The 24,229-nt window shown below is 58.3% G+C and carries 23 protein-coding genes; 4 read left to right on the forward strand and 19 right to left on the reverse strand.

The genetic code is table 11. The features are described from left to right. Window positions 1–13: 13 nt before the first annotated feature. The 17 genes from AC1RMG_RS19930 to AC1RMG_RS20010 form a co-directional block, all read right to left on the reverse strand. Window positions 14–265, reverse strand: a complete 252-nt coding sequence (locus tag AC1RMG_RS19930) for a hypothetical protein (RefSeq protein WP_077933565.1) — start codon at window positions 263–265, stop codon at window positions 14–16. 3 nt (window positions 266–268) lie between these two features. After that, window positions 269–850 (reverse strand): hypothetical protein, encoded by a 582-nt coding sequence (locus AC1RMG_RS19935; RefSeq protein WP_493170037.1) that lies wholly within the window; start codon window positions 848–850, stop codon window positions 269–271. Between the two features lie 300 nt (window positions 851–1,150). Continuing rightward, window positions 1,151–1,435, reverse strand: coding sequence for an immunity protein CdiI family protein (locus tag AC1RMG_RS19940; protein WP_123578011.1), 285 nt, complete (start codon window positions 1,433–1,435; stop codon window positions 1,151–1,153). A 43-nt stretch (window positions 1,436–1,478) separates the two neighbouring features. Continuing rightward, complete coding sequence (locus AC1RMG_RS19945; RefSeq protein ID WP_146043171.1) at window positions 1,479–1,841, reverse strand: hypothetical protein; 363 nt, start codon at window positions 1,839–1,841, stop codon at window positions 1,479–1,481. Between the two features lie 212 nt (window positions 1,842–2,053). After that, complete coding sequence (locus AC1RMG_RS19950; protein WP_145711663.1) at window positions 2,054–2,440, reverse strand: hypothetical protein; 387 nt, start codon at window positions 2,438–2,440, stop codon at window positions 2,054–2,056. A gap of 1,357 nt (window positions 2,441–3,797) precedes the next feature. Continuing rightward, entirely contained in the window at window positions 3,798–3,956 is a 159-nt protein-coding gene (locus AC1RMG_RS19955) for a DUF8617 domain-containing protein (protein WP_492590233.1), read from the reverse strand. 81 nt (window positions 3,957–4,037) lie between these two features. After that, window positions 4,038–4,292: a CdiA C-terminal domain-containing protein gene (locus AC1RMG_RS19960; protein WP_176876790.1), complete on the reverse strand. Its 255-nt coding sequence runs from the start codon at window positions 4,290–4,292 to the stop codon at window positions 4,038–4,040. 100 nt (window positions 4,293–4,392) lie between these two features. Further along, window positions 4,393–4,710 (reverse strand): MafI2 family immunity protein, encoded by a 318-nt coding sequence (locus AC1RMG_RS19965; RefSeq protein WP_019094981.1) that lies wholly within the window; start codon window positions 4,708–4,710, stop codon window positions 4,393–4,395. After that, window positions 4,707–5,060, reverse strand: a complete 354-nt coding sequence (locus AC1RMG_RS19970; RefSeq protein ID WP_176876789.1) for a polymorphic toxin type 50 domain-containing protein — start codon at window positions 5,058–5,060, stop codon at window positions 4,707–4,709. The genes AC1RMG_RS19965 and AC1RMG_RS19970 overlap by 4 nt, the downstream gene beginning before the upstream one ends. Window positions 5,061–5,068: 8 nt before the next feature. Continuing rightward, entirely contained in the window at window positions 5,069–5,347 is a 279-nt protein-coding gene (locus tag AC1RMG_RS19975; protein WP_072453203.1) for a YrhB domain-containing protein, read from the reverse strand. After that, window positions 5,347–14,016 carry a hemagglutinin repeat-containing protein gene (locus AC1RMG_RS19980; protein WP_493170040.1) on the reverse strand — a complete coding sequence of 2,890 codons (8,670 nt, stop codon included), beginning with the start codon at window positions 14,014–14,016 and terminating at the stop codon, window positions 5,347–5,349. Before AC1RMG_RS19980 ends, AC1RMG_RS19975 begins: the two co-directional genes overlap by 1 nt. Before the next feature lie 27 nt (window positions 14,017–14,043). Continuing rightward, window positions 14,044–14,181, reverse strand: coding sequence for a hypothetical protein (locus tag AC1RMG_RS19985; protein ID WP_019094135.1), 138 nt, complete (start codon window positions 14,179–14,181; stop codon window positions 14,044–14,046). Between the two features lie 392 nt (window positions 14,182–14,573). Next, on the reverse strand, window positions 14,574–15,011 hold the full coding sequence (locus AC1RMG_RS19990; protein WP_019095870.1) for an Lrp/AsnC family transcriptional regulator: 438 nt from the start codon (window positions 15,009–15,011) through the stop codon (window positions 14,574–14,576). A 22-nt stretch (window positions 15,012–15,033) separates the two neighbouring features. Next, on the reverse strand, window positions 15,034–16,410 hold the full coding sequence (locus AC1RMG_RS19995) for a threonine synthase (protein WP_493170042.1): 1,377 nt from the start codon (window positions 16,408–16,410) through the stop codon (window positions 15,034–15,036). A 16-nt stretch (window positions 16,411–16,426) separates the two neighbouring features. Beyond that, entirely contained in the window at window positions 16,427–17,317 is an 891-nt protein-coding gene (locus tag AC1RMG_RS20000; RefSeq protein ID WP_072452821.1) for a LysR substrate-binding domain-containing protein, read from the reverse strand. Between the two features lie 41 nt (window positions 17,318–17,358). Then, window positions 17,359–18,795 carry an amino acid permease gene (locus tag AC1RMG_RS20005; RefSeq protein WP_493170044.1) on the reverse strand — a complete coding sequence of 479 codons (1,437 nt, stop codon included), beginning with the start codon at window positions 18,793–18,795 and terminating at the stop codon, window positions 17,359–17,361. A gap of 153 nt (window positions 18,796–18,948) precedes the next feature. Then, window positions 18,949–20,223: a cystathionine gamma-synthase family protein gene (locus tag AC1RMG_RS20010; protein ID WP_125063482.1), complete on the reverse strand. Its 1,275-nt coding sequence runs from the start codon at window positions 20,221–20,223 to the stop codon at window positions 18,949–18,951. A 239-nt stretch (window positions 20,224–20,462) separates the two neighbouring features. On the opposite strand from AC1RMG_RS20010, the gene AC1RMG_RS20015 reads away from it, so the two are divergent. Next, the gene (locus AC1RMG_RS20015) at window positions 20,463–20,999 is read left to right on the forward strand and encodes a DinB family protein (protein ID WP_011062104.1); all 537 of its coding nucleotides are present in this window, start codon (window positions 20,463–20,465) and stop codon (window positions 20,997–20,999) included. Here AC1RMG_RS20015 and AC1RMG_RS20020 read toward each other — a convergent pair whose 3' ends face one another. Next, entirely contained in the window at window positions 21,000–21,311 is a 312-nt protein-coding gene (locus AC1RMG_RS20020; RefSeq protein ID WP_041118987.1) for a hypothetical protein, read from the reverse strand. It lies immediately after the preceding gene. Window positions 21,312–21,403: 92 nt separating this feature from the next. Between AC1RMG_RS20020 and AC1RMG_RS20025 the strand changes: the two genes are divergently transcribed. Next, a complete protein-coding gene (locus AC1RMG_RS20025) occupies window positions 21,404–21,703 on the forward strand; it encodes a YceK/YidQ family lipoprotein (RefSeq protein WP_125063483.1) in 300 nt (99 codons plus the stop codon). 59 nt (window positions 21,704–21,762) lie between these two features. Continuing rightward, window positions 21,763–22,152, forward strand: coding sequence for a YceK/YidQ family lipoprotein (locus tag AC1RMG_RS20030; RefSeq protein ID WP_041118989.1), 390 nt, complete (start codon window positions 21,763–21,765; stop codon window positions 22,150–22,152). Window positions 22,153–22,179: 27 nt separating this feature from the next. Here the strand turns inward: AC1RMG_RS20030 and AC1RMG_RS20035 are convergent, their stop codons facing one another. Then, window positions 22,180–22,953 (reverse strand): EAL domain-containing protein, encoded by a 774-nt coding sequence (locus tag AC1RMG_RS20035; protein ID WP_011062108.1) that lies wholly within the window; start codon window positions 22,951–22,953, stop codon window positions 22,180–22,182. 246 nt (window positions 22,954–23,199) lie between these two features. Between AC1RMG_RS20035 and AC1RMG_RS20040 the strand changes: the two genes are divergently transcribed. Continuing rightward, window positions 23,200–24,201, forward strand: coding sequence for an AraC family transcriptional regulator (locus AC1RMG_RS20040; RefSeq protein WP_011062109.1), 1,002 nt, complete (start codon window positions 23,200–23,202; stop codon window positions 24,199–24,201). Window positions 24,202–24,229: the final 28 nt, after the last annotated feature.

Below are 24,229 nucleotides of genomic sequence, written 5' to 3' on the forward strand. Positions count from 1 at the left end.
GCTCCCCCCAAACTTACAAATCACCCTTAAATCTTTCTGGCAAGTACTCTTGCCGAACCATGCCTTTGAGCAACTCTTTAAGTTCATCAAGATAGTAAGAAAGCTCTTCCCTAGACTCGCAGACTGTACTTTTCTCAATATCAGAGTCACTAAAATTCTTCATTACCATCGCTATGCTATCTGCAAAAACCATTAATTCACCCTCGGAGACGCGAAGATCATACAGCGTGACACTTGCAATGCACTCTTTGCTTAAAAGTTCCATACGTTACCACCTCACATAATTAGAAAAAATCGACTCAAATTTATCAAGCTCATCTTGCGAGGCCGGCCGCCACTGCCCCCGTAGAATCCTATCTCTTGTATTAGCTTTAGGATTATTCAATGACGTTACAACCTCACCATCAGGCTCAATAATATGAACACGATCTTTTAGCCCCTTGATTACCCATCTACCATCATCCTGAATCAAAATATCTGCAGGCCGCGCAACCTGAATATCATTTACAACAGAGCCAACCGGGCGTCCTTCTTTATTTCTGATTTTAGCATGCACACCCTGGGTAATTTTTTCACCTTGAGAGTTATAAACAACTCCTGAAGACGGAAGCTCCTCCACAGGTCGAACATAGTCGGTCTCACCTACGCCGCCAATAGGACGACCACCTGTAGTAGTTAAACTGTCCGGGCGACTACCGCCAGCATATCCTTCACTAGAAGGATTCCCTCCTGACGTATCAACAATCGGATTGACCAGCTTTCGGTTTTCGTCATCAAGCAGGTGAATTGGAAACGCAGTGAGGGTTATAAACTCCCAAAGGCCGATCAAAATTTTTAGCTGCCTCTGCACCTCTTCCTTTGCAACACCACCTGCTTTTTTAGCGCTCTCAACAACCGAGTTGGCTGTGTGTCCGGGATTAGTTGACCATTACAGCGAGATGGACGTGATTTGATGAATGTAACGACGAGGCGGATGCAGGAGCAAGTGCTCCAGTAAGCAAAAAAGGCGGCGTGAAAGTTGCCCTTATTTATCGCAATCGATCAAATATCGATCAATAGCTTAATTATTCTCTTTGACGATAGAATGACCACTACAACCAAAACGCACTACCACACATAAAATTCGCGCATTTATCCCGCACATCTTCAATCACTTCAAAACCACAACATAACCTTTCAACTCTACCTTTAGCCGCTCAAACAGATGCTCTCCTTTTTTATTAAACTCCGCCTCATCCTCCTCGCTAGAAAATCCAGAGTCAGGAGGATATTTTTCATCTAAGGTATCATCATACTTAAGTGCCCATGACATTAGATCAGCTTTGAGCTCTTGTGAAGTCGGCAACTCCTCGGGATCAACATTCCCAATAGAGTCTGGCGACAAACTCCACAATGGAAAACACTGATAGTCAGGCATCAGTTTAATAACTTTCATTCCACCCTCAAAATTAGTTACACCCTTGAGAGCAACTTTACTTTTATGATCCGATATAGATACCCTCGGCAGATCCAGGTGAGCTAATAGGCCAGTTCATTTTTTTAGCCACCCCAGCAGCAAGCCCTCTTATTTCCTCCCAGAGGACAGAGTCGTACAAAGAATTTTTAGTCCAAATCTGCGAATTAGACTCACCACTAATAGATAAAATATTCTCATCTAGATTTTGAATTTCCAATAGCGCGCCTGCTGACACCATCTCTCTAAAAACCTCAAGAGCTTCTAAGACATCCTCCCAAATTAATGCAAGCCCATCTGCAACATTAATAAAAGTTGGAAATAAACGCACCTGCTCAGATGCTGGAATAGCCAAAGCTTGAATTATCCATTTTAATTTTGACAACATCAAACTAACCTCCAGAAACAAGCTTTGCCTTTCCCCCAGGATTCGGCTTATACGTTGAAGGATCAACTATCTTTATAGCGCCCTCCGTTGTAGTAGAAACTTTCTAATAAGCTCCTTCATGCCGACCTCCACCAGAATTAACTTGAATCTGCGAAATTTGGGGATACCCTTTTACCTCCTCAATTCGAGTCTTGCTGAAACCAAGAGTAAATTTAGGATGAGGCTTGTTTAAGCCAATCATCCCTCAGACCCGTTAAAATATTCAGAACGTTGGAATAACTCAAAAATGGCACCAAAAGAGAAAACCCAAAAGACTCACACTCAACATCTATAGGAAGATAAAAATCAAAGTCCTCTCTTTCACTAGAGAAAAAACTTGCATTCAAATGACTTTTTATAGCAACAACCGCCTCAAAAAGAATCTTGGGAACATCATCTTTTTTCGAAATAAAAAATCCATCCATACATATATCTAAAACACCATTCTCAAGCTTTACAGAACAAAGTATCTGCCCTTCATCTGCAACCTCATAAAAATGCCCTCGGCCAGATGCATCTAGTTGCCTCATTCTTTTTTCAAGGGTACGACGAATCTTCACTTCTCAAGCCCTTTTAAGAACCCTTTTAACCCTTCTCGGGTAGCGGGGGAAACTGAAGGAAAAATTTTTCTTAACATTATCCACACTACCCGTACCCAACATCGCTCCTTCCTCAGTTGCATAGCGGCCGTTTAAAGTAATTCTCTCTGCCCCTTGAGATTGAGCATAGTCGAGCATCTGTTTCAACGGCCGACCAACTCAACAGTACCATTTGGTCCATAACCAAAATACCTCTTTGAAGCACCTACAGAAAGTCGTTAAATATTATTTAACCATTACTCAAACTAACCTTATGAGAATAGATTTTTCCTATACCACTCGCAGCATCAAAAGAAGCAGAGCTCAAGTGTTTAGAGGTATTCTTTGAACTATCTGACTCACTATACATCACCCCCGGATTCAGCTTGTACTCCAGAATCACATAGGCACCATCCTTCTGCACTCCATCCAGCTGAGTACCACCCGTATGAGGCGTTGTAATAACTCCGCCACCTTCAGCGCCCCCTCAAATGAAGGGGTGCGTGGTGATTACAGTAGAATAAAATAACAACCCCGGACCAACTAAAATCCGGAGCTGTTTATTCAAACGATACACTCACAACTAAAACTAGATACGCCAAAACTTTCTATAACCCATCGAAGCTTACCAATATATTTATTAAAATCTGGCACAGCCTCAAAAAGACAAATTCTATTTATAGAAATAGATAAAGAGATCCAGTCTCGATAAATTAACCCCCCCTCCAAATTTTCCATCAAAAACCATAGCAATCCCGATTACCCCCAGATAACGAATGAGAGTTTAGGAACGCCTCCAAGTTAAATTTTTTAACATGCTCTTTCTGCCATTCATAGGAGTCAACATCAGATAGCAGTAAAAACAAACCTCGCCTTCAGAGTCAATACCCCCCCCAAAATCAATTGGTTTTACTATCACTTCTCTTGGGCTACAAGGTCGAAGTAAGCTTATATCTATAGATGCCTGACTGCTCATATTGACACTCTTTAAACGGTATATCTTTTGAGTCAACCATGACTTAACATGTTGATGAGTTTTTGTATTTTAATGAACTTCAAAAGAAGCACCGCTACCCTTAGCTATTCGAGCATGCGCACCAATATCAGACTTAAACTTTTCAAATCCTTTAGAAGCTGCCTGGACATGATCTTCCCAATATCGGCCTGATTTAGCTTCGTACCAGGTAGAGTTATTCGCTCCATATGCTCCGTCAAACTCTCGTCCCTTCGTCGAAAAACTTGGCTTCCCACCTAATTCTTTATGAAGGTATATTTCAAAGCCCTTACTTATTAAACCTTTAGCTAGTTCTTTTTCCGCAACTTCACTGAGAACAACTAACTATTCTTGAGCATATGACACTGGGGCAGAATCAAAGCCGTTCCAAAACACCCATAATCCTCCACAACGAGAACACTTGAGGGCACTATTCATCTCTCGATAAATCGCCTCCAAACCCACCCGCCCTTGGAACCTGTCAAAGTTCTCATCTGAAATCAAAAGTCATTCAATTGGATTCGGCATCTCACCAAAACTTAACTTATTACCACATTTACAGAGCATTGATGGCATTTCACTTACCTATGATAGCGATGTCATTAATTTTTTCGCCCCTGAACCATTAACTCTCCGCAGAACATCTCCCAACTGCTCTCTAGTAACGGTGCTTCTAGATAAATCTAGAACAACCCCCTCAGCTTGCGTATTTTTCTTTGCTATCGCAGAAATTATTCTGTCCGCATTACCCGTTGCAGGGGTATATACATCATAGCTAACACCATTAACTAGAAGATCTGAAGTTTTCCCTTCTGCTCTCGTACCAACAGGGCGACGCAGCTCAACTTTTTACCTTGAGCAGCCATATAGTATGCAGAATTTATCTCTGACTGAGAGAAACTTCCACTTGGATCTATTCGAAGTTTACCTTTTGCAGCAACTAACTACCAATGGCCTCTCTGCGACGGTACACGACCCGCCCAAGCGCCGATAACCCCGGAAGTCTTTCGCTACCCACAATCAATTCAGAACGGCATCTCAAGCTAGAATTTTGATATGCCGTATATTGACAAACAATATCTTCAATCTCCTCGACGTCATCCTCAAGGTTCTCTTCAAGATAGAACCTCAATACCCACTCATCGCCACACCACAGCAATGCGACCATTCTAAAGTTGGCAGAGACCGCCCCTACCAACGCCTGAACAAGCATTAGCACTTGAAAGTTCCACTCTTCCAGCACAGGCTGATCACTCATTTCTGACTCCAGTTTGGATTTGTGGGGACAATGCTCGGCTTTTTTGTTCCCTTGATAACAAATACGTTAGTCGGCTGATCAGTTATACCAACGCCGAGATTAACGTTAGTTCCAGTAACACCCTCAAATTTAACCACTGGAAAACCTTGACCATTCTTTCCTAGGATTTTCACTTGGCCGGAGTGGTAAGCATCAAGCACTTTTTTAGCATCTGAAACACTGTTCACGAAACCAACGCTCCCCCGCTCCTCAAGCTGCTGTGTCCCTGCAGTATGACGATTCTGCCTCTGGCTTATTTTTGTTGAGACCTCAGGAAAGTCTTTAGGTGTAAGTATTCCTTTTGCAGCAATTACCTATATTATTTCTTATCACGCTTCCTCAGAGAGTACTCTTCCACATACTCCTTTGGCGGCAATGCCGTGCCAAAAAAATGCAGTTCGCCGGTATCTTTATCAACAAAAATCGGCCCATTTCCAACCAGTTGAAATGAAAAATCACCTGTCTCAACATACTGTTTGGAGTTGAAGCAAAATAGCCACCCATCAGGAAACCCTTCAGAATATGTTATAACCAGCGGCATTGGAGACTTACTCAAATGATTAATAACCATCTGCAGAGATTCTTCAAAAGCTATCACTAGTTGGTCCTCAAAAACTTAAACGATGTAAACTTACTGAGATCAGCAACCTTGCCTGTCTGCCCATCTAAGAATCTGATAGTACCATTCTGGTTTACGACATTGAACACATGTCCAGGCTGACCAGGACCATACGACCCATACACAATACCTCGCGCACCTGAGCCAATACCAATCATTTTCTGAGAAATATTATCCGCAGATGAGACCGATACAAATCTTGTACCAAACTGCTTTTCCAGTACTGTAATTGAAACGCCATCTGTTGATTTTATCGGAAGCGCCGAAGCTGGATTTCCAGCCAGAGTTGCATCAGTCGCAATTGAACAATTCACGCAGTTATGAGTTCGACCAGCTTCAGGAAAGCCTGGATTGACATTCTTAATCGAGCCAGCCGTTTCTTCGACTGCGCCACCCGTTCCTTTTGCAGCACTGCCCTCACTATACATCACCCCCGGATTCAGCTTGTGCTCCGGAGTCACATAGGCACCATCCTTCTGCCCCCCATCCAGTTGAGTACCGCCGGTATGTGGCGTTGTAATAACTCCGCCACCCTCAGCGTAGCCCCCACTGGCAGGATTCCCTCCTGATGCATCAACAATCGGATTGACCAGCTTTCGGTTTTCGTCATCAAGCAGGTGAATTGGAAACGGCATGTGGGTTACCAACTCCCAAAGCCCCATCGAAACCCTCAGCCGACTCTGCACTTGCTCCTTTGTTTCAGAGACGCCCCGGCTGACACTTTCAATCATGGAGTTGGCCGCGTTACGCATCCGCGCTTGATTTTCAGGTGTGGACGCTTGATAAGCCAGTGCGCCAACCAGGGCGAGCATAACCCCCGAACTAGCGAGCCCCTGAGCATAGTTATTTGCGCCTGCAGGAGAATCGCTGAGGCGGCCGATGAGCGCTGTCAGTTCAACTGACTTCTCAGGGCTCTGACGGGCAATTTCCTGCATTCGAGCGACGAGAAGCTTTTCCCCGTCAGATTTTGGATCTCCGAACTTCTGCTTGAGTCGAAACTCAATAGCCTCCGCACGTCTGTTCTCATCTTTGCTGAAGGCTTTTAGGTAGTTTTCAGTTTCTACCAAGACTCTATTAATTTCTTCGGATGTGCCCTGAAGATTGTCTGGCGACGCGATTAGAACGCCCATGCTGGCCAAGAGAAGGGTCAGCTTTACCATCGTCTCCCGGCTTTTTTCCCCATACAACTCAACACTCTTCTTCCACTGTTCGTACGCCTTCTTCGGACTCGCCACCGCCCCAAGGGAAGAACTGCTCGCATACAAATCCGTACGCGACTCCTCATCCTTGGTGATCTCATACGCCTTGCTCACATCCCGGTTCAGCCCGGCCGTTGAATCGGCCCCGGTCTCGGCATCCTTGCGCACCACGATCTCGCCCGCCCCGACGGTGGCGCGCACGATCTGCTCGCGGTCCTTCTGGTAGTCCCAGCCGCTGACGCTCCAGCCGGTTTCACCTTCCTTGCCTTTACCCACCTGGCTGCTGTCTTGTGTGGTGCCACTACCGGAGCTGTAGGTGCCGCCCACGTTCAGGTAATAGCCGTGTTCCTTGTCCTTGCCGGCAATATCGCTGAAGCCCAGGGTGCCGGTGTCCAGCTTGAGGTTGCCGTTGTCGGCAGCGATCAGCGCGCCGTCGATTTGGGTGTGGTTTTCGGTGCGGATATCGACCTTGTTCTTGCCGGTAATACGGGTTTGCTCTTCAACCCAGTCGGTCTTGCCGGTGGTCTGGCCATAGCCGACCGAGCCACTGAGCCCTGGAGCAGGACCAAAGGTGGCGGTGACGCTGATGTCGAATTCCTTGCCCTTGACCTTGCCGGTATCGGCGACCGAAGCGACGTCCAGGTCCCCCCCGACACGCCCGATAACTTCATCGCCACGCAGGTTGGCACCAGAAATGTTGGTGTCCTTGCCACTGGTGAAGCCCAGCCGGTCCCCGGCATAGAGATAAGCCTCTTGCTGGCGCTCGCCTTCACGCTCCAGATTGCCTTTGCCCATGCTGACGCTGGCGTAGACGCCCACGCCTTCCGAGCCGAAGGTGAAGCCGACTTCCCCACCACCACTGTTGCGGTTGTTCTCGCTGCTGTGGTCGTTCTGCGCGGCGCGGATGTTCAGGTCGTTACCGGCATCCAGGTCGATGTTGCGTCCAGCCTGGGCCTGGGTCCCGATCAGGTTCAGGTCGTTGCTGGCCTTGAGGTTGATGTCGCGCCCGGCATCCAGTTGGGTGGCAGTGGAGGAGCCTTGGCTACTCTCGGTGCTGGCGGTGCCGAAGCTGCCGCCGACGCCGATCTTGAAGCCGCCGCTGGTGCCGCCGTGGATGCCGCCCCACATCTCGGTGTTGCGGGTTTCCTCGCTGATGCTGCCTTTGGCCACATCCAGGGTGACGTCGCGCCCTTTGACGTTGATGTCGCGCCCGGCACTCAGTTGACTGCCCTTGACGGTCACGTCGTTGTTGGCCGTGAGGTTCAGGTCGTTGCCGGCCTGCAGAGTTGAAGAGCGGTTGCCCTGCTCGATGATCTCCTGGCTGCTGCTTTGCTTGCTGTTGCCAAGCTTGACGTCGGCGGTCGGCCCGGCGAGGAACTGGCTGACCGAGTCGACGGCCTTGAGGGTGCTGGAGGCTTTGCTGGTGTTGTTTTCACCGTCGCCGGCACCATTGACCGCGTCCTTGGTCTTGCCATAGTTGTGGTTAATGGTGACACCCAGGCCATTGCGCTCGCTTTCACGCTGCTGTTCGGTCACCCGCACTTCCCGGGCGGCGTCGATCTTGATATCGCGACCGGCCACCAGGTTGATGTCGTGATCGGCCCGAAGATCGGAACCCATCTGGTTGATGTCGCGCTTGGCGTTGACCGACAGGTCTGCACCGGCACTGATCTGGCTGGCGGCGGCGGTCTGGGTTTCGACGCGATTCTTTTCCTTGTTGCGCTCGGCACCGGCGAAGAGGCTGACACCGTTGTCGTCGCTGCTGACGCCCACGCCGACTTGCTTGCTCTTCTTCCAGTCCTGCTCCGCCGAGCTGTTCTGTGCCGCCAGCACATTCACATCGCGTCCGGCGTCAAGACTGACATTGCGCCCGGCGCTGATGCCGCTGCCCACCACATTGATGTCGCGCTCGGCCTTCAGGCTCGCATCGCGCTCGGCCAGCACCTGGCTGCCCACGCTGGTGCTGCTTTGCGCCTGGCGCCCGGACTCCTTGGCCGAGGCAAAGGAGACGCTGGTCCCGGAGGAGGAAAGCCCGACTTTTTTCTTGTACTGCTCGCTGCGGCTGTAGGCCGTGTCATTGGCCGAAACCAGGTTGATGTCACCGCTGTCCTTGACCAGCCCGGCACGCAGTTCCACATCGTTGCCGGCCACGGCTTCACTGGCCCGCAGGCGGATATCGTTGCCCGCGGCCACCACCACATCGTTGCCAGCGCTCAGCTCGCTGCCGACCTGGGTCGCGGTGGTTTGCAACTGGCTCTTGCCGCTTTTGGACAGGCCGAGGAAACCGGACTTGGTCTTCTTGCTGTAGGAGCCGTGCTCCTCGACACCGGAGAGGATCGCCACATCACCGGTGGCACCGACCATCAGGTCTGCACCGGCCTTGAGCTGGCTGCCGATCAGCGTGACATCGCGGCCACCGTTGATGCTCATGCCGCCATCGGCTTTCTTGCTGGTGTTGAGGGTCAGGTCTTTCCCGGCCTCGACCACAGAGGCGATGTTGGTGCTGTGGTAGCTCTCCTGCTGTTTGCTGCTGCTCTGACCAAAGGAGCCTTTGCCCTTCTTGGACATGAAAGAGGCAGTCTCATCCTTTGCCGACAGCACATTGAGATCGCGAGCAGCATCCAACGCGACGTTTTGCTCGCCCTTCACCTGGCTGGCCACCAAGATCAGGTCCTGACCCGCCTTGATCGACAGATCGCCGCCAGCGGTCACCGAAGACGCCTGCTGACGTACCTGATCGTTACTGCTGGTGACCTTCTTGCTCTTCGACGCGCGGTGGCTCTCATTGGCCGCAGCTTCGATGGATACGTCACGCGCCGCTGCCAATGCCAGGTTGCCCTGGGCAGCGACCTTGCTGGCCACCATCTGCAGATCCTGGCCGGCCGTGGCGGAAAGATTGCCACCGACCTGCACTTCACTGCCGTACTGGGTGGTCTGGCTCTGGCTCCAGTTGGTCTTCTTGTGGCGTCCGCTGCTGCTGTTCACTTGCTCGGTGGCCACCAGCGCCAGATCACGCCCCGCCTTGAGACTCGCATCGCCCCCGGCCTGGAGCACGCTGCCGCTGTTACGGATATCCCGTCCGGCGTCGATATTCAGGCTGTTGTCCGCCTCGACCCGAGCCGCGTTGTTGAGGTAGTCGTTGTGCTGGGCCCCGCCGCCATAACGGGTGTCCTGGCTGACTTTCGAGCGTTCGTTGATGACGTCGCCCTGGGTCGCTACCAGGCTGACGTCCTGGCCTTTGAGAATCCCGCCCTGGGCGTTGCGGATGCTTTGGGTGGCCAGCAGCGACAGGCGTTCGTTGGCGTCCATCAGGCCGCTGTTGTCGATGTTCTGGGCGCTGGCTTGCAGTTGTGCACTGGCGCGCAGGGTGCCCTGGTTGGCCAGGGTGCCGCCGGAGATCAGGTTCACGTCGCGCCCCTGAATCAGTGCGCCGTTGGGCGCCAGGCGGTTGTTGGCCTGGGCCATGTACAGCACCGGTACCAGGACCTTCTCGCCGTTGACCTCCTGTTCCTGCATCCAGACGATGTCGTGGGTCAGGGCCGCGACCTGGGCTGAGGTCAGGGCTATACCGGGTGACAGGTCAAGGGCGGTCTTGCTGGCGATCGCGTTGTCCATCAGGTAGCGGAACATCGCTTCGTCGCTGTCCAGCCCAGCAATAAAACGCTGGCCGGTGCGGGCAATCACCGCTTCGCGGATCAGCCGTTGCTCATAGAGCCCGTCGCCCAGGCGGCGCTGGGTCTGGTCGCTGTTGAAACCGATGCGGCTGAGCAGGTAGTCGGAACTGATGAACTGCTTGAGGTTGGCGAACGCCGGGTTGGTTTCGATCAGGTATTTGTGTTGCAGGTTGCTGCTGACTCTGAACAGGCCGCTGTCACCTTGCGGCAAGTTGAAACTGGGCAAGGCCAGAGGGTTGACCGCTTGTTGCTGCAGGTCCGGAGCGGCTTGCAGGTTCAACTGCGGCAGAGCCTGGGTGCTGCTATCCACAGCTGTCATGCCGACCCGGCTGGCACTGGCGGCCACGGCTTCACCCGGACGAATCACGCTGTTTTCCAGCAGTTGGGTGCCGGTGATGTCCACCTTGCCGGCGCCCTGGATGACTGCCGCGGCGACTTCGCCACTGCCGGTGGTCTCGACCTTGCTGAAGCCGCTCAGGCTACCGAGCGCAATCGCTCCCAGCGGCATCGCCGTAGGGTTGTAACTGGCAGAGTTGGGGTCGTTGTAGGCGTTGTAGCGCCCGATGTTGTTGACGAAGGTGTAGTAGGCACCTTCGTCCTTGGTGTAGACCGAGTAAGCGTAATTGCGAATCTCGCCGCCGCCGGCACCGATGTTCTTCAGGCTGTTGCTTTGCAAGCTGATATCGCCGGCGGCAGAAACGGTACTGAACTGGTTCTCGAAGCTGTCGCCCTTGAAGGTCAGCTCGGCGCCGGAAATCAGGTTGCCGCGCTGGGAGTCCTCGGTGATTTTCGTGCCGTAGACCTCGGTCACCGAGTAATAGGCTTCGCAGTGCTTACCCTTGCAGTTATCGGTAAAACCGAGGTTGATGCGCCCGGAGGTCAGGGCCGGAATAAAGGCGAACTTCTCCTTGCGGTTGACCAGGCGATTGGCCAGCAACTGCATGCCATGGGCGCTTTCAATGGTGCCGGAAATGTTTTCGATCAGGCTGGCCGGTTGTTGTCCCGGGGCATTCACGTCCAGGCGCCCAAGGCTGTAGATGTCACCCTTGTCGTTGGTCAGGCTGCTGGTTTCCAGCTGCATGTCGGCGCCGCTGAAGATCAGCCCGCCCTGGTTGACCAGGGTCGGGGTTTCAATATGCAAGGCATTGCCCGCCCCCAGGGTGCCCTGGTTGGTCAGGCTGTCGACCTTGAGTTGCAGGTCTCCGGCAGCCGTGAGCGTGCCGAGGTTCTGCAGGTGACTGCCCAAGGTGAAATCGGCCACACCGCCACTGCGCACCTCGGCCTCCTGGCCAAGGTCGGCACGGGCGGCAGCGAAAGTCATGCGCCCCTGGCTCTTGAGCAGGCCGTTGCCCTGGTAAGAACCACTGAGAATCAGCTTCAGGTCGCCGTCGGTTTCCAGGCCGCCGTCGTTGATCCAGTGGTTACCACTGGCTTCGACGCCCTCCACTGAAATCAGCTTGCCAGTGCGGGTCTGGGTGAAGGTCCCGACCTTCAAGCCGATCTTTTGTGCCTGGATCTGACTGGTATTGCTCCAGTCCGCCAGGTCCAGATCCAGCCGGCTGTTGGTGATGAAACTGCCGCCGGCATTGCCGGTGTCCGCCAGGGACAACGCGAAGCCTTGTTGCCCCAGGTGGCGCACCAACCCTTGCTGGTTGCTCAGGCCCCCGCTGCTCAGCAGCAAGCGCTGATTGCCGATCTCCACCAGGCCCTGGTCGTTATCGAAACGGCCACCGATGCTGAAGCGGCTCTCGCCCTGCTCGCCCAAAGCCCGCAAACGGCCCTTGGCATTGCTCACCGAACCGGCTTCCACCGCGAGGCTTTCCCGGGACTCGATCAGCCCTGCGTCGTTGTCCAGCTTGCCGGAAAGTGCCAGCCCGATGGTTTCGGCGCTGAGGCTGCCCTTTTGGTTCTGCAGACTGTCGACGGAGAGTTGCAGGTGCTTCTGGCTGGCGATCTCGCCCTCGTTGTTGCGGACCTCGCCGCCCTTGAGTTGCAAATCGCCTGCGGTGGACAGTACATGCCCCTGATCATTGATCAGACGGGAGCTGCTGCCGATCTCGACTGCCGCCCCGCGGGCCTGCCCCTGAGTGTTGTCGAAGGTCGCGCTCTTGACTTCGAGCTTGCCAGTCTGGGCGTTCAGTCGTCCTTGCTGGTTGCGCAGTTCATCGGCTTCCAGGCTCAGTTTGCCGGCACCCGTGAGGATCTTGCCGCCGCCATTGTCGAGGACCTGCTTGACCCTGGCCTTGAGCTCGCCCTGGCTGGCTTGCAGGGTGCCCTGGCGGTTATCCAGGCTACCGGCATTGAGAGTCAAGTCTGCGCTTTTGCTGAGGATCAGCCCCTGATCGCGGTTGTCCAGGCTGTCGACCGCCACCTTGAGTGACTGCTCGGCGGCCAGGGTCCCGCCACGATTATCCAGACTGTCACCCTCAACCTTCAGGGCTTGCTGGCCAATCAACTGACCGCCACGGTTATCGACACGACCGGCCTTGAGGTGCAGATCCCCCGCTGCCACCAGTTCCGCGCCCTGGTTATCCAGGCGCTCAAGATCAGTCGTGAGACTGCCCCGGGCGTTGATACTGCCCGTGTTGATCAGACTGCCACCCTGAAGCTGCAGATGGCTGGTGGGGTTGATGGTCTCGATACCCTCTTGCCGCTGAAGCCCCGCATTGAGCTGACCGCGACTGACCACCTGCTGGCCTTCGAGGTGCAGGTTGCCGCCCGCGGTCAGGTTTTTGTCCACTGTCAGTTTTTCAGCGGCAACCACTTTGGCGTTCCGGTCCGCATACACCGACTCGGTCAGTTGCACCGCTTGCGCCTTGAGTTGCACGTCGCCCTGGGCTTGAGCACGAGCCAGGGTCAGCTTGCCGTTGGCATCGATTTGCAGGTCACCACCGCTGGTAGCCATATCACCTGCCAGCTTCACCCCTACACCGGCTTCAGTGCCCACCAGCTTGATCGCCCCGGCGTACATGCCGCCCAGGGCCGAAGAGTCGATCGCCAGTTGCGGCGCATCCGCCGGGTTGGCGGTGCGGGCGGTGGCGTTCAAGGTCTTGGCGTCGACGTCATTGGCCCCGGCGATCACCGCCAGATGCTTGGCCTGGATCTCGGCGTTGATTTTCGCGCTGCGGGTGATGATTTCGAACTGGTCGATGTTGCTCGCGTTGAGCCCCGCGCCCTCGATGGCGACGCTGCCCTGGTCCACCTGGTAACGCTGGACCTGGCCGTTCTCGATCACCGGCTTGCCGGTGGTCAGGGTAGCCTTGGGGGTATTGATGAAGCCGCAGCCATTGCAGGTCACGCCATAGGGGTTGGCGACGATCACATGGGCCGACTGCCCGGCCACTTCGGTGTAGCCCTTGAGCTGGCTGGGGCTGCCGCCGTTGACTTCGTTGAGGATCACATTGGCCGCGCGGCCACCCAGGTTGGGGTTGCCGATAATGTAGCCACCCAACTGGGTGCTCTGCAGCTTTTGCGTGGCGTTGTTGAGGATCACCCCCTGCTGGCCAACGTTGTAATCGCTGAACTTGTTATGGGACAGCCCGCCGCCATTGGGCGTGGCAATGTTGACGATGGGCACGCCATTAGCCGCTTGCCCGAGGCTGGTGCCGCTGCCGTTGACCACGATGCCGTCGGCCATCACCACCAGCGGCTGCCAGAACATCACGTTGGCCAGGATGAACGCCAGTCCGCGTTTCGGCAGGCCCAAAAAGGACTCACGGGATTGCAGGGCAGCCGAAGGCTGGCGGGCCAGAAAGGCAAACTGACGAACGTCCATGTCGAATATCTCAGGCAAAAAGCGGAATTAGAGGAACAGGTCCTGGTCGCCGGGGTTGAAGGTCGGTGCGGGCAAGGGAGCGGCAATCGCCATGTGCACGGGGCCGGCCAGCAACAGGCAAGACAAGGCACAGCACAACCTCATCCCGAGGGCGGAGATAGGCATATTCGGTCCTTCGAAAGGGCAGCAAGGGTCAAGACAAGGCGAGCGATGCTAATGTGCCACTACCTTGGCGTCAAACAAGCGCCGAGCACCCCGACAAACTGCGTATACCCCCCGGAATACGGGCCTTGCAGTGGGCGCCGATACTAGATTGATCCCGGTAACCACCACATCGGATTGATCTGAATTTTCGAAAGAGGTTTCTTGGTAGCGGACTGTTGATCCGCCAGAGGCGTTTCTTAGAGCCATCGGCTACCCGCGCAGATTTCCACCGAAGCCATTTCCAGGCGTACCGCCCAACACCTGTTCATGAGGCATGAACAGGCACATTCTGCAGCGCCGAAAAAGCAAAAAAAGCCAACACTCGTTGGCTTTTTCAAGCAGGCAGACAGCCCCTAACTCACCGAGGACAAGACAAAGGACGTCACGGTGTTTTCCACCCCGGGCAAGGCGGCGATGTCATTCCACACCCGATGCACCCGTTCCGCCGTGGCGGCGCTGACCCGCACCAGCACATCGAACTCGCCGCTGAGCACTTCGCACTGGACGATCTCCGGCATGGCACGCAAGGCCTGCAGCACTTCGGCACCGCGCATGCGGTCGTAGCGGTAGACGAAAATCAGCGCATTGATCCGGGTGTCCGCGCCCCGCCCCTCTCCCACGCGAATGGTGTAGCCCTGGATCGCCCCGTCCCGCTCCAGGCGCTCGATACGCTGGCGCACGGCGTTGCGCGACAGGTTGACCTTGGCCGCCAGCTCGGCGTGGGCGGCCCGGGCATTGAGGGTCAGTTCGGCCAGGATGCGCTCGTCCAGAGGATCAAGAATCCGCTTCATAGGCTCACCTTGCACCGGCCCATCACCAGGACTCCAGGCAGTGCAGCAGCGCGCCAAAGTCATCCGCGGCCAGCGTCTGCCACTGCAGCGTCGAAGGCTGTGCCACCGGCTCTTTCGGCAACCCGGGGATGCCCAGCGAGCTCAGCAGGCGCGCCGACTTGGCCGGTGCAATCTCCCCCAGGGTGACCATCGGTGCCACCAGGCTGCGGCGGTACAGGCGCGCCGCCAGGACGCCGGTGGCGGCATGGGGGTCAATGACGTAGCCGGTGTCCCGATACAGGCTGACGATCTCCTTGCCGGTCTCTTCATCACTGACCGAATAGGAGTCGATGATCATCCGCGCCTGGAGCCAGGCCTCGTTGTCCAGGGTCATCTCGCCGCTGTCCTCGAAGCCCTGCATCAGCACCGCCACCGCCTGCGGGTCCTGGCCATACAGCTCCCAGACCAGGCGCTCCAGGTTGGCGAACAGCGACAGGTCCATGGCCGGCGACAGGCTCTGGCTGGCCTGCCCCCGGGAATAGTGGTTCTTCAGGAACAGTTGATGCAGGGCGTCATTGCGGTTGGTGGCCACGATCATCTGGGTGATGGGCAGGCCCATTTTCTGCACGATGTAGCCGGCATAGACCTCGGCGAAACTGGCCGCCGGTACGCTGAAACCGATGGGCCGCTGGCCCCCGCCCAGTTGCAGCACGGCGTGGAAATACAGCACCAGCTGGGCCATGACCCCGACCCAGTTGCTGGAGTTGAAGCCGATCACCTCATGCTCGGCCAACGGCCACTGACGCAGCAAGCGGCCGACCAGGGTCTGGCAGTCATCGAAGCTGCCCTCCACGGCGAAGCGCCACAGGCCCGGCTGGTGCGCCGCCTGCAACTGTCGCCCTTGCTGCTCGGGCACGCCGTGCTGCGGATAGAACACCAGCAGTCGCGTCTGCGGGCAGTCCTTGAAGGCCTCGATGGCCGCCAGCCCGGTGTCGCCATTGGTGGCCCCCACCAGCACCCCACGCCGCTGCCGGCGCTGGAGAAAGTAGCCCACCAGTTGGGCCTGCAGGCGTGCGGCAAAGTCCTTGGCCGAACCGCTGGCGCCATGAAACAGCTCCAGCAGCCATTCATTGCGATCGATCTGGCGCAGCGGCGCCACCGCACGATGGCCAAAACCGCTGTAGGCCTGGCGAAGCAGCCCCTTGAAGTCGGCCTCGGGCAGGCTGTCGCCGACAAAGGGCCTGAGCACGCGAAAGGCCAGTTCGGGGTAATCCAGGGTCGACCAGTTGGCGATTTCCTGGGGGCTGAAACTCGGCAACTGCTGCGGCACATAAAGCCCGCCGTCGGCCGCCACGCCTGACAGGACCACGGTTGCAAAATCCACCTGCTCGGTGGCACTGCGGGTACTCACATAACGCATGCTTGGCTCCGGCCAGTCATTTGTAGCGATGGGCCTGCTCCACCAGCCAGGTGGAAAATTCCAGCGCATCGGGGTGTGGATCGGCCCCGGCGCCACGCACCAGGTAAAAGGATTCGCTGGCCTCGATGCGCTGACTGAAAGGCTCCAGCAAGCGCCCGTCGGCGAGCATCTGGTCGACCATGGAGGAACGGGCCAGGGCCACGCCCAGGCCCAGTTCGGCCATGCGCAAGGTGGAAATCAGGGTGTCGAACTGCATCCCCCGGGACGAATCCACTTGCTCGGCGCCGGCCCGCTGCAGCCAGTAGCCCCAGCCCTCTTCGTAGCCCAGCACATGCAGCAGCGGGTGCCGGGCCAGGTCCGCCGGCACCTCTAGCGGCGCCTTGTCCAGCAAGGCCGGGGCGCACACCGGGAACAGCGTGTCCCAAGTCAGGCGCTGGGCCACCAGCCCCGGCCAGTGGCCGTGGCCCCAACGAATTTCCAGGTCGTCTTCGCCGTCCAGCTCCTTGACCCAGATATTGCTGATGTAGCGGATATCCACCAGCGGGTGCCTGTGCTGAAAATCCGCCAGCTTGGGCGCCAGCCAGTGGACGAAAAACGCCAGGCTGCCGCGCACCTTGATCGGCCGGCGCTTGTGCTGGCCGAAAATTTCGTTGGTGCCCACCGCCAACCGGGTGATCGCGTCCTGCACCACCGGCAGGTAGGAGCGGCCCTCCTCGGTCAGGTCCAGGCCGCGGGGCAGGCGCTTGAACAGCGCCACCCCGAGGTGGCTTTCCAGCTGGCGGATCTGTTGGCTGACCGCGCCCTGGGTGAGGAACAGTTCCTCGGCGGCGTGGGTGAAGTTAAGGCAACGGGCGGACACCTCGAAGGCGCGCAGCCAGTTCAGCGGGGGCAAGCTTTTCTGCTTCATGGCCTGGCTCTCATGGACACCCTGGGCGCCGGGCGCACCCGTCAACCCTGCAGGGCATCGGAGGGCCGAGCCAGGGCTGCCAGGGACAGGCGCCGCTGGCGGCTACTGCGGGTAATGTAATACACCAGGTAGCACCAGGCGATGAAGGGCAGGCCGAAGTACAAGGCCACGCGCTGCTCGGGGTCGAAACCGATGCCGACACAGGCCAGGGCGCAGCACAACAGCGCCCCCAACGGCACCCAGGGGTAGCCACGAACACGGAATTTCAAGTCGCGCACGTCACCGCCGTTGGCCACGAAGTGCCGGCGAAAGGCGATCTGGCTGGCGGCGATGCTCATCCACACCACCACCACCGCCAGCCCGGAAATCGACACCAGGGCCAGGTAGATGGTGTCCGGGGCGAACACGCTGCTGAGCAGCGAGGCGGCGCCACCGGCCATGCTCACGATGATCGCGTTGAGCGGCGTGCCCATGCGGGTCAGGGCCGAGAACTGCTTGGGCAGGTGGCCCTGGTCGCTCAGGGTCCAGAGCATCCGCGAGGCGGCGTACAGCCCGGAGTTGGCGGCGGACAGCAACGCGCTGATGATCACGAAGTTCATGATGTCGGCCGAGTACGGAATGCCGATGTAGGTGAACACCGTGACGAACGGGCTTTCCACCAGGCCGGCCTGCTCCCGGGGCAACAGGGTGGCGAGGACGAAGATGGTGCCGACGAAGAAGATCGCCAGGCGCAGCACCGTGGTGCGGATCGCCCGTGGCACATTGCGTTGCGGGTCACGGGTTTCGCCAGCGGCGATGCCGATCAGTTCGGTGCCGGAGAAAGCGAAGGCCACCGCCAGTAGGGTCATGGCGATCGGCATGAAGCCGGTGGGGAATAGCCCCTCACGGGTGAAGTTGCTCAGGCCGATGCTGTGGGCCTGGTCGATGTGCAGAAGACCGAGAATCCCCCCGCCGCCCACCACCAGGAATGCCAGCACGGTGATCACCTTGACCAGCGACAGCCAGAACTCGGTCTCGGCGAACAGCCGCACCGACACCACGTTGGACAAGAACACCACCATGGCGAACAGCGCGCTCCAGATCCACACCGGGGTCTCGGGGAACCAGCGGGCCATGAGGATCCCGGCGGCGGTGAATTCCGAGCCGATGGCCACGGTCCAGGTCAGCCAGTACAGCCAGGCCACGGTGTAGCCGGTACCGGGGCCGAGAAAGCGCGTGGCGTAGGTGCTGAAGGAGCCGGTCTCGGGCATCTGCACCGCCAGCTCGCCGAGGCACATCATCACCAGGTACACCATCAGCGCGCCGATGATGTAGGCGATCACCGCACCCAGCGGGCCGGCCTGGTTCACCGTGTAGCCGGACGTGAGGAACAGCCCGGTGCCTATCACCCCGCCCAGGGCGAGCATGACAATGTGCCGGGTCTGCATTTCTTGCTTGAAGCCGCCGCGCAAGTCGGTCTGTTGTTCTTGTAGGGACATGATGGTTCTCATGAAAGTTGTCAGGGCAAGTCTCAATTTCTGCGACTGTGGAAATGGGCAGAAAACAAATCGGATGCCACCAGGTTTTTATTGTTATTCCTCTTCATGAAGCCCCCACTGGCTGCCTTGCTGTGGGGGTGTTGCGCGCTCTTTTCAGTGGGCGACCTCGGCCCGCGGGTCCTGGGATGGGATGGCGCCAGGCGCCGCATTCTGCTTGAGGGATTGGCGCAGCCAGGCGAAGGCCTGCTGCAGGTCGGCCAGCAGGTCATCGGTGTCTTCGATGCCCACCGAAATCCGCACCAGGCCTTCGGAAATGCCCAGGGCCTGGCGCTCTTCCAGGGTGTTCTCCACATGGCTGGTAGTGCGCGCCGGGCCGTAGATGGTTTCCACCGCCCCCAGGTTGCCGGCGCAGTGGGCATAGCGCAGGCGTGGCAACAGCTGCTTGACGCTGTCCATGCCACCCCCCAGGACAAAGCTGACGATGGCGCCGAAACCGCGCATCTGCGCACAGGCCACGGCGTGGTTCGGGTGGTTGGGCAGGCCCGGGTAGTTCACGGCTTCCACCAACGGCTCGTTGAGCAGGAACTGCGCCAGCTGCGCGGCGCTGTGCTGTTGCTGGCGCATGCGCAGGGCCAGGGTCTTGATCCCGCGAATGATCAGGTAGGCCGAGAACGGATCGAGGCTGGCACCGTTGATTTCCCGGTAGTGACGCACCTGGCTCATCAGCGCTTCGCTGCCGCAGGCCACGCCACCAAGCACATCGCCGTGACCGCTGAGGAACTTGGTAGCGCTGTGGATCACCACATCCACGCCCAGCGCCAGGGGGTTCTGATTCAGCGGCGTAGCGAAGGTGTTGTCCGCCACCACCAGGGCGCCGACCTGTTTCGCCGCGGCGACCAGACGCTGGATATCGACGATCTTCAGGGTCGGGTTGGTCGGCGTCTCCAGGTACAGCAGGTCGCAGCCCTTGGCGATCTCGGCCTCGATCTGCTGCTGGTCGAAGGTTTCGCAGAGGGTCACGGCCACGCCCATGCGCGGCAGGAATTCCTCGAAGATCTTGTTGGTACCACCGTAGCTGTCCTTGGTCGACACCACCCGCTGGCCGTGGCGCAGGAAGCTGTAGAGCACGCCGCTGATGGCTGCCATGCCGCTGCTGAAGGCCACCGCCGATTCGGCGTTTTCCAGATCCTGCAGCTTGGCTTCCAGGGTTTGCACCGTGGGGTTGCTCATGCGGCTGTAGATAAAGCCCGGGGCCTTGCCCAGGGCCACGTCGTACCACTGGTCGATGTCGTCGTAGCCATAGGCGGCGCTGGCGACAATCGGGGGTTGCGTGGCGTTGTAGGGATGACGGACTTGCTCTCCGCCCCAGACCACCCGGGTAGCGGTCCCGGGGTTTTCCAGCCCTGTGCGTTCAGGTTTTTTATTCATTGCAACGGCTCACCATAAAGGGTGCGCGGCCTGTTGCCGCGCTGGATCTGGTGGCCAATATAGAGAAAAGCCCAAGCCCCGAGAAACGATGTTATCGGGGCCAAAGGGGCGGTTTTTTTAATGGCTGCACAGCCCTGCAAACGGCCTGCGCACGAGGCTTTTGTGACGCCTCTTGCATTGCGCCACCGGGGCTTGCGAAGCTGCTGCGCGCCAGCCCGCAAACCCCAAAAGGAACCGCAATGAACCGCACCGAGCACCTGTGCCTGATGGCTCGCTACAACCAGTGGATGAACAGCAAGCTGTACAGCGCCGCCATGGGCCTATCCGATGCGCAACTGGCTCTGGACCGGCAGGCCTTTTTCGGCTCGATCCTCGGCACCCTCAATCATTTGCTGGCCGGCGACACCATCTGGCTCAAGCGCTTTGCCCAGCACCCGGCGCGGTTTGCGGCCCTGGCGCCGCTGCAGCAGGTGGCCCTGCCACAGGACCTCAAGACCCTGCTGTTCCCAAACCTGGGCGGGCTCTGGCAGCAGCGTCAGTGGCTGGACCAGTTGATCCTCGATTTCAGCCAGTCCCTGAGCGACGCCGACCTGGACAGCAGCCTGCATTACGCCAACACCCGGGGCGTGGTCGCCGAGCGCGATTTCTATAGCCTGCTGGTGCATTTCTTCAACCACCAGACCCACCACCGCGGCCAGGCCAGCACCCTGCTGACCCAGGCCGGGGTGGATATCGGCGATACCGACCTGCTTATGCTGATACCCAGCGATATCTGATCAGGCTTGAGCCCAACGGGCGCACAACAGGGGCAGGCCGCGCTCGTGCCAGAAGCCCATGGAAATCCCGCCGCTGGACATGCCGCCATGAGCAAAGGCCTCGACGAAGAAGTGCCCTGCCGAGCTCCAGGCCCTGCCGGTCAGTTGCTCGAAGGCCTGGACGATCAGGGCTTCCAACTGCTGCGCCGTGGCCGGCCAGGGCGTGTGGGCCAGATGCGTGGCCATGGCTCGCCACAAATAGGGGTCACCCCGCAGCCCCCAGGACAGCGGTTCCTCGGCGAACAGCCGTGCGACGCTGCGCTCTCCCTCCATCGAACCCTCCCGGCACTGCGCCCAGTATTTATTCAGCGCCCAATCTAGCGTCTGCATCGGGCTTCTGCGACCATGCGCGCGGAAAAACCCGCTTGCTAAGGAATGGCGCCATCAAAGCCCTCAATGCTCTGTTCGTTGTGTCCCTGCTGTCCCTGGTGGGCTGCGGCACCCTGATCGCCCGCACCCCCAATGCCCATACCAGCTACGACTACTACAAAGGCACCCAGGCCAATATCGAACTGCTGACCATGCGCGGAGCCAGCGGCTACGACGGCTACGTCACGCTGTTCTGCTGGATGAGCATTGTCTGCCCGGTGGTGGCCATCGTCAGCCTGCCGGTGGACGCCGTGGCCGACACCGCGCTGCTGCCCTATGACGCGATGAAGCCCTGAGCCGCGCCCCTGCCAATGGCCTGAATGGAAGAGCGATCATCCGAACCATCAATTACCTGTTGCTGCTCAACACCCTGCTGCTGTCCGGCTGCGGCACCTACATGACTCGCGGCAATGCCCTGGACTTTCGCGACGACCGCTACTACCGCAGCGTCAAGACCAACGCCCAAGTGCTCACCGGCTACGACATGGGCTACGCACGCATGATTACCGGCGGCTGCTGGGTGATGGTGGTGTGCCCGATCCTGATGATCGCCAGCCTGCCCCTGGACGCGGCGCTCGACACCGTGCTGCTGCCCTACGACGCGCTCCAGCCGGAGCGGCCCAAGCGCAACATGCACGTGGATAGGAAGGAGATTCCCGAGCAAGACCTGCAGGCATTGCCCATCAGTGCCGAGGTGCAAGACCCGACGGCCCACACCCCGCCCATCACCCCGCAGGCTGATTGAACCCCTTCAGGCGGGCATGCACCCGGGCTACGCCTGATCCGGCGTGCACAGCTGGGGCACCCGCTGCGCCAGGCGGCAACGTCGCCCCAGGCGATCCACCTGGGGGCGGCCGAACAGGTAGCCCTGCCCCCACTCGCCACCACAGGCCGTGGCCAGGCCCTGGTCGGTGGCAGTCTCCACCCCTTCGATGATCACGCAGGGCGCCAGGGTCTTGCACAGTTGCACCAGGTGGCTGAGGGTCTGGGCGCTGTTGAGTTCGCTGCGGGCGCGCTGGATGTAGCCCTTGTCGATCTTGACGATGTCCGGCCGGGTCTGGCGGATGAACTCCAGGGTGCCCAGGCCCGCGCCGAAATCGTCGATGGCCACCCGGCAGCCCAGTTCGCGCAGGCACAGGACAAACTCGCTGGCCGCCTCGATGCTCGGTGGCGTGGCGCTTTCGGTGATCTCGATGACCAGCCGCGCGGCCACGCCGGGAAAGTCCCGCAACTGCTGGACAATGGGGTACCAGAATGAATCGATGATCGCGCTCTGGGCCGAGATATTGCACCCCAGGCGCAGGCGTTCGTCCCGTTGCAGGCTGTCGATCACACAGAGCACCACGCTGCGGTCCAGCTCGCGCATCACCTGGTGTTTCTCCAGTAGCGCCAGGGGGTAGACATCCCCGCCCTGGGCATCGACATGGCGCAGCAACCCTTCGTGGTAGAGCACCCGGCTGCTGTCGGGCAGCCACACCACCGGCTGGAATGCCAGCATCAAATGGCCCTCGGCCAATTCACGATAAAAGTCTTTGATGCTTTGCATGACAGATCCATAGGCAAGCCAACGACGCACCCTCGAACGTGGCACGACGAGCCCGCCGCCGCACTCGCCCAAGGGTCCCTGCCCAACCATGATCGACCCTGCCCGGGCCACCCGGAAGTGTTCCCGGATACCTTTCGCTTGTCCTCGGAAACCTGGGCCGGTGCTTATTCGTCTGTGGCCTTTTGTTTATTGCAATCATGCAAAAGGCCTCATCGATATCATTTAGCCACTAGTCCAGGAAGACCTATGCACAGAATGACCAGCGCCAGCTTTCGGGTGCTTGCCGATGTCATGAGAGAAGGCGGCGCGAATGTCGACGCCCTGCTCAGAACCTTCGGCAGCAGCATCCAGGACGTTGAGGAAAATCCCAAGGGCGTGAGGCTGGAACTGGTCTATCAAGTAATGCGCGAAGCCACCCGCCGCACCGGCAACCCGGACCTCGGGCTGCTGGCCTACAGCAAGGCCCACCCGGCCAACCTGGAGGCCCTGGGCTATGCGGTGATGTCTTGCGCGACCCTGGGGGCAGCGCTGCAGCGCCTGGTGGATTACCAGGCGCTGACCAGCAACGGCTTCTGCATGTGCCTGGAACGCAAGCCCGACGCGTTGCAACTGATCGGTTTCGACGTCACCGCCGAGCCTTCGCTGATCCCCCGGGCGGTGATCGACGCCGGCGCCGCCCAGACCCTGGGCCTGCTGCACTGGCTGCTGCCCCAGCACAAGCCGCGGCCGCTGGTGGCGGCCTTCACCTACCCCGAGCCTGCGGACACGCGCATGCTGCGCCGGCTGATGGGCGACAACCTGCAGTTCTGCGCGCCCCACAACAGCCTGACCTTCAGCAGCCAGGACTGCGCCATCGCCCTGCCCACCGCCGACCCGGCGCTGGATGTGCTGCACATGGAATACGCCCGCAACCGCCTCAATGTGCTGCTCAGCGGCTCGATGACTGCGCGGGTGCGCCGCGCCCTGTCCGAATCCCTGGCCCAGGGCGCGCCCAGCGACCTGCCGCATATCGCCCAGGCAGTGGGGGTCAGCACCCGCAGCCTGCAACGCAGCCTGGGCCATGAAGACGTGCACTTCTCGGCGCTGCAGGACGAGGCGCGGCTGATGCTGGCCCACAGTTTTCTGCGCAACTCCATGCGCAGCGTCAAGTACATCGGCGCCCTGTTGGGCTTTCGCGACCAGAGCAGCTTTCACAAGGCCTGCCTGCGCTGGTTCGGCATGACCCCGGGGCGCTACCGCGAGCAGTGACAGCAGCGCCGAGCAAAGGCTCGGCGCA

It is taken from the genome of Pseudomonas sp. GW822-FHT04H02 (genome assembly GCF_058800645.1).

Coding starts and splice junctions, on each gene's coding strand:
- AC1RMG_RS20015 (WP_011062104.1), top strand. CDS start 20,463: ATGAACCGCACCGAGCACCTGTGCCTGATGGCTCGCTACAACCAGTGG.
- AC1RMG_RS20005 (WP_493170044.1), bottom strand. CDS start 18,795: ATGTCCCTACAAGAACAACAGACCGACTTGCGCGGCGGCTTCAAGCAA.
- AC1RMG_RS19990 (WP_019095870.1), bottom strand. CDS start 15,011: ATGAAGCGGATTCTTGATCCTCTGGACGAGCGCATCCTGGCCGAACTG.
- AC1RMG_RS19980 (WP_493170040.1), bottom strand. CDS start 14,016: ATGGACGTTCGTCAGTTTGCCTTTCTGGCCCGCCAGCCTTCGGCTGCC.
- AC1RMG_RS20020 (WP_041118987.1), bottom strand. CDS start 21,311: ATGGAGGGAGAGCGCAGCGTCGCACGGCTGTTCGCCGAGGAACCGCTG.
- AC1RMG_RS20040 (WP_011062109.1), top strand. CDS start 23,200: ATGCACAGAATGACCAGCGCCAGCTTTCGGGTGCTTGCCGATGTCATG.
- AC1RMG_RS20010 (WP_125063482.1), bottom strand. CDS start 20,223: ATGAATAAAAAACCTGAACGCACAGGGCTGGAAAACCCCGGGACCGCT.
- AC1RMG_RS19945 (WP_146043171.1), bottom strand. CDS start 1,841: ATGTTGTCAAAATTAAAATGGATAATTCAAGCTTTGGCTATTCCAGCA.
- AC1RMG_RS19985 (WP_019094135.1), bottom strand. CDS start 14,181: ATGCCTATCTCCGCCCTCGGGATGAGGTTGTGCTGTGCCTTGTCTTGC.
- AC1RMG_RS19965 (WP_019094981.1), bottom strand. CDS start 4,710: ATGAGTGATCAGCCTGTGCTGGAAGAGTGGAACTTTCAAGTGCTAATG.
- AC1RMG_RS20035 (WP_011062108.1), bottom strand. CDS start 22,953: ATGCAAAGCATCAAAGACTTTTATCGTGAATTGGCCGAGGGCCATTTG.
- AC1RMG_RS19940 (WP_123578011.1), bottom strand. CDS start 1,435: ATGAAAGTTATTAAACTGATGCCTGACTATCAGTGTTTTCCATTGTGG.
- AC1RMG_RS20000 (WP_072452821.1), bottom strand. CDS start 17,317: ATGAAGCAGAAAAGCTTGCCCCCGCTGAACTGGCTGCGCGCCTTCGAG.
- AC1RMG_RS19930 (WP_077933565.1), bottom strand. CDS start 265: ATGGAACTTTTAAGCAAAGAGTGCATTGCAAGTGTCACGCTGTATGAT.
- AC1RMG_RS19995 (WP_493170042.1), bottom strand. CDS start 16,410: ATGCGTTATGTGAGTACCCGCAGTGCCACCGAGCAGGTGGATTTTGCA.